Here is a 10379-nt window from a genome sequence, read left to right as displayed (position 1 = left end):
CCAGCTTCCCGCCCGGTTCCATGTGCCTAAGGAGCGCGTGGGTGACCTCTCGTTGCGAGCGTGACCTGGATCATTGATACATATCCTCACAGCTCAGAACCCCTAGTCCAAGGATTTGCATCACAGAAGGTTGGGACAGAGATAGCCCTGCCACGACCGCTCAGGGGACAGATATCGATTTGCCCATTTGAAATGGCCACGTGTCTCGGATGTCGCTTTTTCTCGCGGGCCAACTGTTTCCAGGAGTCCGCACAAGGAGCGGAAATTCGAACATAACTTTCCGAACTGATCCCGTATTGGCCGACGCTCATACTCATCTGACCAGCGATCTTAAATTCGGCTCGAACCGCATCCGAGCCATTCTTCAAGTCGTTTCCCACCGCCGCCAGACGAGGTGAGCCTCCCGATTCCCCTCCGTCGGGAAGAGCGCCGCGTGAAGGGGCGCCGCCAGTACCGGATCGTCGAGCCGGACACTCAGATACTCCTTCTCACCGCTCCGCTCCCGCCAGGCGGCGCCGATCTCTGAGCGGCCGACATAGAGCTTGAAGGCCGGCGCCCGCTCGCTGTCGCGATTGTCGTTCGGTACGAAGCGCAGCTTCGCATCGATAGTGAGGGTTCGGATCGTGCCGGACCAGCCTCCCTCCTTCGTGGGCGTGAACATCCCTATCACAGACATCTCAATCCTTCTTGTCCGTTGGCAGCAACAGCGTTCGAGGTGCGCGTCTTCCCGATCCCGGCTGAGCGATACCAGATCCCTTGCCCTCTCCTTCCGGCAACGCCTTCCGCGCCTTGGCAAAGCCGCGATCGGCCTCCAGAAAACTCTGCAGCATGTAGGGGATGAGCTCCGATACCGACTCCGCCTCGCCATAGGTCTCGCGATAGAGCGCGGCATAAGCGTGGAGCGCCTTGTTGAGATCGGGCGGCGCGGTGAAGGTGATCTTGACCGGCGTGCGGTCGGGCAGTTTGCCGAGTTTCAGGTCGGGCATGGATGTCATCCTCGATAGGGACGCAGGATCAGGTCCTTCTGCACGATGACGCGGATCGGCCAGCCGGGCCTCACCGTGATGGTCGGCTGGATGTTGAGGTTCTTCTCGGTGAGACGCTGACCGGCCTGCGAAACGTTCTGCTGCGTCGACTGGCGGATCGCGCGCAGGAGATCGCTCTCCTCGCTGCCGAAACTAAGCTCGGTGCCGACACTTAAAAGTGTCGCCAGCGCCACGCCCTTGACGAGCGCCCATGTGTGGTAGTCGACCTTATCGGCGACGCCGGCATAACCGGCGGCATCCGTTGCCGGCAGATTGTCGATCACGATCGAAGACCCATCCGGCATGATGATGCGGTGCCAGACGAGCAGCGCCCGCGACTGACCAAAGGCGACGACACTGTCGTAACTGCCGATCAGCCTCGATCCTTGCGGAATAAGCAAAGTTTTCCCGCTCACCGTGTCGAAAATATTTTCTGTGATCTGGGCGACGACAAGGCCCGGCAGATCGGAATTCAACCCCGTGATCAGGCTCGCAGCAATGACGCTGCCGGCCATCAGCTGATGCGCCGAGACCGGTTCCCGCAGTGCGTGGCGGTTATAGATGTCTTGGTCCGGTCCCCGGTTCAGGAAATCGAGCTTGCGCTGCTGATGGTTCTGGTCCCCCTCCGCTGAAGCTACGGAGGACAGGTCGCGCTTCGGATCGAGATGGAGGCGTTCGTCGACTGCAACAGCTTGGAAGCCTGTGCTGTCTCCCGCGTCTGACATCCTCGATTGTGAAGCACTGCCCTTCCCGCTTCCGCTTCCCTTCAATTGAAAGAACACACCGGCTTCCGCCGCCTGCCGCGCCTGTTGCGCAAGCCGCAATCGTTCGGCGCGGGCGTCGTTCTCTTCGGCGCTCGGCACGAAGTTTGGGCGGAGACCGGCGCCGCTGTCGATGCCGAGTTCGGCTTCCTGCCTGACGATGGGACGGCCGAACTCGCCGGGAAGCGGTGCGCCGAGTTCGGGGATAGGCTTCGGGATCTCGTCATAGCTCTCGGGCAGCGCCGCCAGTCCCTCCGCCCTCTCCTTCCGCTCCGGGTGGTAGAGTTCCGAGCCATCCGGTCCCATGAGACGGAAGCTTGAGCCCTCCAGCGCCAGAAAGGCGAGCGCGAAGATCGTTGCTGAGCCTGCCGCCGCGGCGCCGATGACGACGCTCCGCCGGAAGCGCGTCACGCGGCGCGGCTTTGCACGCAGCGCCAGCGTTTCGGGATCGACTTTTCCGGGCGGGGGCGTTTGACCCTGAGGCGAAGCGGGACCGGCCATGGCACGCTCCTATCGTCCCGGCCGCAGCCGCGCGGGGCGGTTGTCGCCCGTGTTCACCACCCTGTCCGCGCGGCTGATGCGTACCACCTGTTGCGGTGCCTCGCCGAGCCGCAGTTCCGCCGCCGCGAAGAGCCGGTCGACAATGTAGTAGTGGCCGCGCATGCGATAATTGACGAGTTCGCTGCCGCCCGACGGGCCGACGACGAAAAGCGGCGGCGCCTCGCCCTGATCGAGCCGCGCCGGAAACTCGATATAGACTTTCGCGCCATCATCGAAGGCGCGGAGCGGCCGCCAGGGCGGATCGTCGCCCGTAATTTCGTAGCGAAAGCGGAGCGCGGCGAGATCGACGCCGCCCGCAATTGCAGACGATGCTTCGGCCCTCGCATTCCGCGCCTGCAGGGCGAGCAGCTCGTCCCGCGGATAGGTCCAGGAGAGCGCGGCCATGGCCGTCGTCTCGGTGCTTTCGAGCGCCAGATGGTAGGCACGTCGATCGGTGGTGATGACGAGATTGGTCTCGAGCCCGGCGGCGAAAGGCTTCACCAGTACATGAATACGTTTGCCGGCGCCGCTGCCACTTACTGTGTCGCCGATCACCCAGCGCACCGTATCGCCGGCCGAGACGGCGATGAGTTCCTCACCCGGCTGCAGCGCGATATCGCTGACGCGCTCCGGTGCCGCATAGAGCCGGTAAAGCGCTCCTTCGGCGAAGGGATAGACCTGGATCGCATTGATATAGCCATCCCGCATAGGTTCGATCAGCGCCACCTTGTTGGCGGCGTCGACCCGTTCCGTCGGCACCCGCTTGTCGGGCTTCGGTTTTGCCGTATCGAGAGGCTGCAACTGACCCGGCAGCGGCAAAGGCTCGGGCATGGCAACAATCTCGACGGGTTTCGGGGCCTGAGGTTCGAGCTGTGCCGGTTGCAGATCGGCCGCGTCATAGCGGATCTGGGGCGGCGGCACCTTGTCGGCGCAGGCGGTTAACACAAGCGCCGAGATGCTTACCATCAAGAACGAACGGATCGGGGTCATCTGGATCTCCTTCGTCAGGGGGCTTCACCGGGGTTGAGTTCGCGCGACCAGTCGAGCGCTTCGACATAAAGACCGAGCGGGTTTTTCCGGAGCGTCTCGGCATCGCGCGGCGGTCGAATGGCGGTGGTGAGGATCGCGGTCCAGCGTGTCGTCGCGGCGAGACTGCCGCGCTCGTAATGCCGCTCGCGCCACTTGACCTGGAAGGAGCGCTCCGAGACGCGGACGACGCTCGTCACCTCGACGGACACATTGCGCGTGCCGACCGATTTGAAAGGATCGCTCTCGCGCGCGAATTCGTTGAGGAATGTCGCCGCCCTGCCCGTCGCGTGGTCGTAGGCTTCCAGCCAGTTCTTCCGCAGGACGATCGGATCGGAGGAAAGCGAGCGGACACTCGAGATGAAGCGCGCCAGCACAAAGGCGATCTGGGCGTCACCCGGCGTGTAGCTCTCGACGGCGGGCCGCACGGCGCGAACCTCGCCCGAACGCTCGATCTCGACGACGTAAGGGATCACGTGGGACTGCAGCGATTGCCAGTAGAGGCCGGCCGACAGCCCGGCGCTGAGTGCAAGCGAGCCGAAGGCCATCAGCCGCCAGTTCCGCGCCTGCACGCGCGCCGCGCCGATCCGCTCGTCCCAGAGCTGCGCCGCCTTCTGATAAGGCGTGACCGGTTCGGGGGTCCGGCCATATCGCTCGGTAGCGCGCTTGAAGAGCATCAGGACCTCCCATCATCGAAGGAAGGATTGGCGCCGGCGCCCGGCCGGTCGCCTTCGCGGATCGCCTGAATCGCGGTCTGGGTATGGGTGCGGCGGCGCTGCTCGGCGCGGAGACGCCGCGCCCAGTCGGGCGTGCCCGCCGCCATGCTTGAAGACATTCCGGCGGAGGATGATGCGGCCATGCCCGCCGCAGACCCCATCGCCGATGCACCTGCCGTCGCGGTGCTCATGCCGGTGCCGGCCCGAAGTGCCGAAAGTCCGGTACCACCCCCTATCCGCGCGGCGCCAAATGCGGCTCCGCCTGCAAGCGCCGCACCAGCCGCGACGCCGCCGGTCGCGCCGACCGCCGCGCCGGCGCCGAGCTGCGGCGCGCCGGAGACGAGACCCGCCGCGATGCCCGGCCCGAAGATACCGAGACCGAATAAGGCGAGCGAGGCGAGCACCAGTGCCATGGCGTCGTTGAGGTTGGGCTCGCGGCCCTGAAGCGCCGTCACGAAATCGGTGAAGAAGCCCGAACCGATGCCGATGATGACCGCGAGCAGCATCACCTTGACGCCCGAGGCGACGACATTGCCGAGCACGCGCTCCGCCAGAAACGCCGTTTTGGTCCAGAGCGCGAAGGGCACCAGTACAAAGCCCGCCAGCGTCGTCAGCTTGAACTCTATGATGGTGATGAAGAGTTGTACCGCGAGAATAAAAAAGGCGGCGATGACGACGGTCCAGGCAAGTACCAGCACGATGATGGTGACGGCATGGTTGAAGAAACTTGTGAAGCCCATCAGCGAGCCTGCCTGCTGCAGAAGCGGCCAGGCCGCCTCGAAGCCGATGCCGGCGAGATAGCCCGGCCGGAGCAGATCGTCGGCGGTGAGTTCGTTCTCCGCCGCACGAAGCCCGAGACCTGCGAAGGAGCGGAAGATGATATCGGCGAGGCCTGCGAAATTATTCAGGATCAGTGCGAAGACGCCGACATAGAGCACCTTCCGCAGGAGGCGACCGAGCACATTGCCCTCCTCCATCGCCCAGAAGAGACCGGCCAGCGTGATGTCGATACCGATCAATATCGCGGTCAGGAAGGCGACATCGCCCTGCAATAGCCCGAAGCCGCTGTCGACTGCTTGCGTGAAGGCTTCCATAAAGCGGTCGATGACGCCGAGATCGTCCATGCCCTCGTATCTCCAATCTCACTCTTCGTTTGTCACTGTGCCCTGTAGGCTTTGCCCTCGCCCATGAAGCGGTCGAAGCTTGCGCGGGCCTGTTCCTCGGCCTGGGCCTTGCGCGCTGCGTCGAGCGCCTCGGCGCGGTATTGCGCCGCCATCAGGCTCTGGATCTGAAGCTGCTGTTTCGTCGAGAGCGCGAGCAACTGGTTCGCCGCCTGCTGCGCCTGAAGCACACCGACCGCGCCCTGCGAGGCGGCGACCAGCGAGACGAGCGCCGCCTGGTCGCTCTCGACATTGCGCGCGATGCCCGCCTGCAGGCGCATCGTGTCGCCGTAGGCCGACATGGCATCGCGCCAGCGTTGTTTGGCATCGGCGAGAAGCACGTCGTGAGTGACCTCCGCGCCATAACGCTCGGGATAGCTCTGCTCCAGCGCGGCTTGCGTTGCCTCGATGGTGAAGGCGATGCCGCGCGCCTGATCCATCAGCTGACCGATCCTTGTGAGGCCCGAGACCATGCCCTCCAGTGTCGAGAGGTCGAGACGCTCCAGATTGCGCGCCATATTCTCGAGCATCACGGCCTCGTTCTGGAGGGAGCGGATCTGGTTGTCGATCTGCTCCAGCGCGCGCACCGCCTGCAGCAGGTTCTGCACATAGTTCGTGGGATCGAAGACGGTCATGGCGGCGGCGGGACGTAGGCATGCCATTACGAGACCAGCCGAGAGGCAGAGAACGAGCAGCACTGCCCGCAGTGTCGTGCATGTCATGAGCATGTCTCCGATTAAGAAGTTTTCGCTGTATGGATGTCGATGAGATCGGCGGCCCAATCGAGGCCCTTCGCGGCGAGAAATCTCTTCGCGAAACCCGCTGACCCCGTCTCATTCAACACACGACCGATGAGTTTCCGGTCGGCGGAAGAAGACGCGCCGCAAAAGGTGAACGCCACGGGACCGAGCCCGAGTTCGAAAAGCCGGTTGCCGCGGCGGGATTGGAGATAGTAGTGCCGCTTCGGCATGGCTTCCGCGATCAGCTCGATCTGGCGCGTGTTGAGACCGAAGCGCTCGTAAGCCGCCCGCGCCTGCGGTTCGATTGCGCGGTCATTGGGGAGGAATATCCGCTGCGGACAGCTCTCGATGATAGCGGGCGCGATGGCGCTCTCAGCGATATCGGCAAGCGACTGCGTCGCGAAGATGACCGCGACATTCTTCTTGCGAAGCGTCTTCAACCATTCACGGATGCGGGAGGCGAAAAGCGGGTCGTCGAGATAGACCCAGGCCTCATCGAGAATGAGAAGCGTCGGCGCGCCGGTGAAGCGTTCCTCAAGGCGATGGAAGAGATAGGTGAGAACCGGCATCACCGCGCCCTTCTCGTGCAGCAGTGCTTCCATCTCGAAACACTGGATGCCGGAAAGCGCGAGCCCGTCTTCTGCCGCATCGAGCAAATGCCCGAACGGACCTTCCAGCGTGTAAGGCGTGAGCGCTGCCTTGAGCGCGTTCGATTGCAGCAGGACGGAGAGGCCGGTCAGCGTCCGCTCACCGCACGGCGCGGAGGCGAGGCTCCTCAACGCCGACCAGACGGCATCCTTCACCTCCGGCGTCACCTCGAGTTTCTCATGCGTGAGAAGCGATCCGATCCATTCCGCCGCCCAGCCGCATTCCGCCGCTTCGTCGATTCGGGCAAGCGGCTGGAAGGCGAGCGCGGTCTCGCCCTCGCCCGAGCCCAGCGCATGATGGGCGCCGCCCATGGCGAGAATGGCGGCACGCGCCGAGAAACCCTTGTCAAAGAGATAGAGTTGCGCGCCTTCGTAGCGCCGGAACTGCATCGCCATCAGCGCCAGCAACACCGACTTGCCGGCGCCGGTCGGACCGACGATCAGCATATGGCCGACATCGCCGATATGGGTCGAAAACCGGAAGGGCGTTGCGCCTTCGCTTTCGGCATGGAGCAGGACCGGACCGTCCAAATGCGCGTTCCGCGCCGGTCCGGCCCAGACCGACGACAAGGGCATCAGATGGGCGAGATTGAGCGTATGGACGATCGGCTGCCGGACATTGGCATAGACGTGACCCGGCAGACTGCCAAGCCAGGCTTCGACCGCGTTGACGCTTTCGCGGATCACGGTGAAGCCGGCGCCGGTGACCGCGCGCTCGACAGCACGGCGATGCTCGTCCGCGACTTCGGCATCCTCGTCGGCGACGGTGATCGTCGTCGTCAGATAGCCGAAGCTCACATGATCGCCACCCAGCGCCTGCAGGGCGAGATCGGCATCGACCACCTTGTTGTCGGCATCCGTGTCGAGAAGCGGCGCCGGTTCGTTATAGATGACCTCGCGCAGGAGCGCGGTCACCGACTTCCGCTTCGCGAACCATTGGCGGCGGAGTTTGGTGAGTTCCCGCGTTGCAAGGGTCTTGTCGAGCGCGATGAAGCGCGTCATCCAGCGATAGGGGAGCGCCAGATGATTGAGCGCATCGAGCAGCCCGGGCCTTGTCAGGTTCGAGAAGCCGAGCACCGTCAGCGTCCGCAGATGCCGCGCGCCCAGCATCGGCTCGAGGCCGCCACTCAAGGCCTCGTCGGCCAGCACCGCGTCGAGATAGACCGGCGTCTCGGGCGGCACGATAAGGTGTCGCTTCGAGGAGACGGCGCGGTGGAGATAGGTGAGCGTCTCCGCATCGTCGAGCGGACGGAGCTCCGGCATGAAACCCTTGAGGAGATCGGCGATCCGGTCGGTCTCGGCAATGAAGCCGTCGAGATCCTCCCGCCAGTCGCGGGCGCTCTCCGCCCTCTCCTTCTCGATGAGCCACCGCTCGGCCCGCGAAACCGTATCCGCCGGCGGCATATAATAAAGGGTGAGGTGGCAGGCGCTCTCGAAATGTCCCGCCCCCTCGAAGCCCGCGCGGCGCTCGCGATCGACCAGCCAGGAAGCGGCGTCGGGAAAGACGCTGTCGGGATAATCCGCCGCCGCGAAACGCTCTGCCTCGAAAAAGAGCGCCCAGCCCGAGCCGAAGCGGCGCGCGACATTGTTGAAGCGGGCCGAAACGCCGATCAGTTCGGCCTCCGTCGCGCTTTCGAGGTCCGGGCCCCGAAACCTCAACGTCCGCTGAAACGCACCATCCTTGTTGAGGACAACGCCCGGCGCCACGAGTGCCGCCCAGGGCAAGTGATCGGCGAGGCGGTCCGGCTTGCGGCGGTACTCGGTTAGGTTCAGCATGAGAGAAATCCCTTCTGCCGAAGATGGCGCGCCAGCACCTGCCCGAATTGCGGATCGCGCTTTGCCGCGAAGACGCAGAGCGTGTGACCGGCAAGCCAGAGGACGAGGCCCGCGATCCAGAGTTGAAGACCGAGACCGAGCGCAGCCGCCACCGTGCCGTTCAGGATCGCGACGCTGCGCGGCGCGCCGGCAAGCAGGATCGGTTCGGCAAGAGCGCGGTGGAGCGGTACTTCGAAGCCTTCGAGATGCGCGCTCATGCGATCACCGCCCCGCCGCCGAAGGAGAAGAAGGAAAGAAAGAAACTCGAAGCGGCAAAGGCGATCGACAGGCCGAAAACGATCTGGATCAGGCGCCGGAAGCCGCCCGCCGTATCGCCGAAGGCGAGCGTCAGCCCGGTCACGATGATGATGATCACCGCGACGATCTTCGCGACCGGGCCTTGCACGGAATCGAGGATCTGCTGCAACGGCTGCTCCCAGGGCATGCCGGTGCCGGCGGCCTCTGCGGCACCGATAAACATGAGGCTCAAGAACAGGGACAGCGCACCGGTTCGGACGAGACGATGGGGCAAGCGCATGAGGCAGTCCTTTCAGGTCAGACAGAGGGGCGATGCGGGCTCGTGGTCTCAGTGACGAGATAGTCGCCATTGGTGTCGAGGCCGGTCACTTGGGCGATGCAGCCGACATGGCGGGCCGCCCCTCTTCCCTCGATGAAGGCGACGAGATCGATCGCTTCGGCGATGAGACGGCGCGGCACGACGGCGCTCGCCTCCTGGACGAGCTGTTCGAGCCGGTAGAGGGCGGCGCGGGCGGAGTTCGCATGCAGCGTCGCGATGCCGCCCGGATGGCCTGTGTTCCAGGCCTTCAGCATGTCGAGTGCCTCACCGCCTCTCACTTCGCCGACAATGATGCGGTCGGGCCGGAGGCGAAGCGTCGAGCGGACGAGATCGGCCAGCGAGACCACGCCCGGCTTCGTGCGGAGCGCCACGCAATCGGGCGCCGCGCATTGCAACTCGCGCGTATCCTCGATCAGGATGATGCGCTCGTCGGCCGTCGCCATTTCGGCAAGCAGCGCGTTCGCGAGCGTCGTCTTGCCCGAACTCGTACCGCCCGCGATCAGAAGATTGCGCCGGTCGGCGACGGCATCGCGTAAAGCGCTTGCCTGCTCGGGCGAGAGGATGCGGTCGGCGATATAGTCCTCCAGCGTATGAATCCGTGCGGCGGGTTTGCGGATCGCGAAACAGGGTGCGGGCGCGACGGGCGGCAGCAGGCCTTCGAAGCGTTCGCCGCTTTCGGGAAGCTCAGCGCTCACGACCGGGTTGCCGGCATGGACTTCGGTGCGAACATGCGAGGCCACAAGCCGGATCACGCGTTCGACCTCGGCCGCCTCGAAGCGCACGCCGGTGTCGACCCTGCCCTCGCCCAGCCGGTCAAGCCGGAGGCTCCCGTCCGGATTGACCATCACCTCGACGACCGAGGGATCGGCGAGCGCCGCCGCGATCGCCGGTCCCATGGCGGTCCGGAGCATCGAACGGCGCCGTTCCCTCGCTTGCGCTTCGGCGGGACCGCTCATGGCGTCTCCTCCATGTCGGCGCCGCGCAGGATCGTGTCGCCGCTCAGATCCCGCCTGCCGCCCGCAAGTTGCCGGCCGACCCGGTCGATGAAGGCCTCGAAGCGGTCGCGGCCGACGGCGCGGGCCGCGTGATCGGGCTCGGGCAGCGGCGCGGTGACGGTCAGTTGATAGCGGACGAAGAGCCCCAGGCTCTCCATCACGATCGCGAGGTCGCGCTCGATGCGGTTCAGTTGCGCGCTCATCCGGTCGAGCCGGAGTTTGAAGAGATCGTCGAGCTCCTTCGCGCCGCGGCGCGCGAGATAGGCGCGGAGTGCATCGCTGACGATGGCGGATTTGGATGAGCCGGGCTTCGCGGCGAGTTTCTCGAGCTCTTCGCTGAGCGCATCGTCGAGATAGAGATGATGGCGGGGCTTCAT

The 10379-nt window shown here is 64.8% G+C and carries 12 protein-coding genes; all 12 read right to left on the bottom strand.

Features of this window, described 5'->3' with window-relative positions; translation table 11 throughout:
* Positions 1–364: 364 nt before the first annotated feature.
* Positions 365–676, bottom strand: coding sequence for a DUF736 domain-containing protein (locus tag PLAV_RS09355; protein WP_012110755.1), 312 nt, complete (start codon positions 674–676; stop codon positions 365–367).
* 1 nt (position 677) lies between these two features.
* Positions 678–986, bottom strand: a complete 309-nt coding sequence (locus PLAV_RS09350) for a DUF2274 domain-containing protein (RefSeq protein ID WP_012110754.1) — start codon at positions 984–986, stop codon at positions 678–680.
* A gap of 5 nt (positions 987–991) precedes the next feature.
* On the bottom strand, positions 992–2287 hold the full coding sequence (locus tag PLAV_RS09345) for a TraB/TrbI/VirB10 family type IV secretion system protein (RefSeq protein WP_012110753.1): 1296 nt from the start codon (positions 2285–2287) through the stop codon (positions 992–994).
* Positions 2288–2296: 9 nt separating this feature from the next.
* Positions 2297–3316, bottom strand: a complete 1020-nt coding sequence (gene trbG / locus PLAV_RS09340; RefSeq protein ID WP_012110752.1) for a P-type conjugative transfer protein TrbG — start codon at positions 3314–3316, stop codon at positions 2297–2299.
* 14 nt (positions 3317–3330) lie between these two features.
* Complete coding sequence (gene trbF, locus PLAV_RS09335) at positions 3331–4029, bottom strand: conjugal transfer protein TrbF (RefSeq protein ID WP_012110751.1); 699 nt, start codon at positions 4027–4029, stop codon at positions 3331–3333.
* Entirely contained in the window at positions 4029–5192 is a 1164-nt protein-coding gene (trbL, locus tag PLAV_RS09330) for a P-type conjugative transfer protein TrbL (RefSeq protein ID WP_012110750.1), read from the bottom strand. Before trbL ends, trbF begins: the two co-directional genes overlap by 1 nt.
* A gap of 32 nt (positions 5193–5224) precedes the next feature.
* Positions 5225–5950 carry a P-type conjugative transfer protein TrbJ gene (gene trbJ / locus PLAV_RS09325; protein ID WP_012110749.1) on the bottom strand — a complete coding sequence of 242 codons (726 nt, stop codon included), beginning with the start codon at positions 5948–5950 and terminating at the stop codon, positions 5225–5227.
* Positions 5951–5964: 14 nt separating this feature from the next.
* Entirely contained in the window at positions 5965–8391 is a 2427-nt protein-coding gene (gene trbE / locus PLAV_RS09320; protein ID WP_012110748.1) for a conjugal transfer protein TrbE, read from the bottom strand.
* Positions 8385–8648 (bottom strand): VirB3 family type IV secretion system protein, encoded by a 264-nt coding sequence (locus PLAV_RS09315; protein ID WP_012110747.1) that lies wholly within the window; start codon positions 8646–8648, stop codon positions 8385–8387. Before PLAV_RS09315 ends, trbE begins: the two co-directional genes overlap by 7 nt.
* Positions 8645–8911, bottom strand: a complete 267-nt coding sequence (locus tag PLAV_RS09310) for a TrbC/VirB2 family type IV secretion system protein (RefSeq protein ID WP_245545271.1) — start codon at positions 8909–8911, stop codon at positions 8645–8647. The genes PLAV_RS09315 and PLAV_RS09310 overlap by 4 nt, the downstream gene beginning before the upstream one ends.
* Before the next feature lie 74 nt (positions 8912–8985).
* On the bottom strand, positions 8986–9963 hold the full coding sequence (gene trbB / locus PLAV_RS09305) for a P-type conjugative transfer ATPase TrbB (protein WP_012110745.1): 978 nt from the start codon (positions 9961–9963) through the stop codon (positions 8986–8988).
* On the bottom strand, positions 9960–10379 hold the full coding sequence (locus tag PLAV_RS09300; RefSeq protein WP_012110744.1) for a ribbon-helix-helix domain-containing protein: 420 nt from the start codon (positions 10377–10379) through the stop codon (positions 9960–9962). Before PLAV_RS09300 ends, trbB begins: the two co-directional genes overlap by 4 nt.

Source organism: Parvibaculum lavamentivorans DS-1 (genome assembly GCF_000017565.1).
GTDB classification, from domain to species: domain Bacteria; phylum Pseudomonadota; class Alphaproteobacteria; order Parvibaculales; family Parvibaculaceae; genus Parvibaculum; species Parvibaculum lavamentivorans.
Note: the sequence above shows the minus strand (reverse complement) of the source record. Positions and strands in the feature narration are given on the sequence as shown.

Coding starts and splice junctions, on each gene's coding strand:
- PLAV_RS09300 (WP_012110744.1), bottom strand. CDS start 10,379: ATGAAGCCCCGCCATCATCTCTATCTCGACGATGCGCTCAGCGAAGAG.
- trbE (WP_012110748.1), bottom strand. CDS start 8,391: ATGCTGAACCTAACCGAGTACCGCCGCAAGCCGGACCGCCTCGCCGAT.
- trbB (WP_012110745.1), bottom strand. CDS start 9,963: ATGAGCGGTCCCGCCGAAGCGCAAGCGAGGGAACGGCGCCGTTCGATG.
- trbL (WP_012110750.1), bottom strand. CDS start 5,192: ATGGACGATCTCGGCGTCATCGACCGCTTTATGGAAGCCTTCACGCAA.
- PLAV_RS09350 (WP_012110754.1), bottom strand. CDS start 986: ATGCCCGACCTGAAACTCGGCAAACTGCCCGACCGCACGCCGGTCAAG.
- PLAV_RS09315 (WP_012110747.1), bottom strand. CDS start 8,648: ATGAGCGCGCATCTCGAAGGCTTCGAAGTACCGCTCCACCGCGCTCTT.
- trbF (WP_012110751.1), bottom strand. CDS start 4,029: ATGCTCTTCAAGCGCGCTACCGAGCGATATGGCCGGACCCCCGAACCG.
- PLAV_RS09310 (WP_245545271.1), bottom strand. CDS start 8,911: ATGTTTATCGGTGCCGCAGAGGCCGCCGGCACCGGCATGCCCTGGGAG.
- trbG (WP_012110752.1), bottom strand. CDS start 3,316: ATGACCCCGATCCGTTCGTTCTTGATGGTAAGCATCTCGGCGCTTGTG.
- trbJ (WP_012110749.1), bottom strand. CDS start 5,950: ATGACATGCACGACACTGCGGGCAGTGCTGCTCGTTCTCTGCCTCTCG.
- PLAV_RS09345 (WP_012110753.1), bottom strand. CDS start 2,287: ATGGCCGGTCCCGCTTCGCCTCAGGGTCAAACGCCCCCGCCCGGAAAA.
- PLAV_RS09355 (WP_012110755.1), bottom strand. CDS start 676: ATGTCTGTGATAGGGATGTTCACGCCCACGAAGGAGGGAGGCTGGTCC.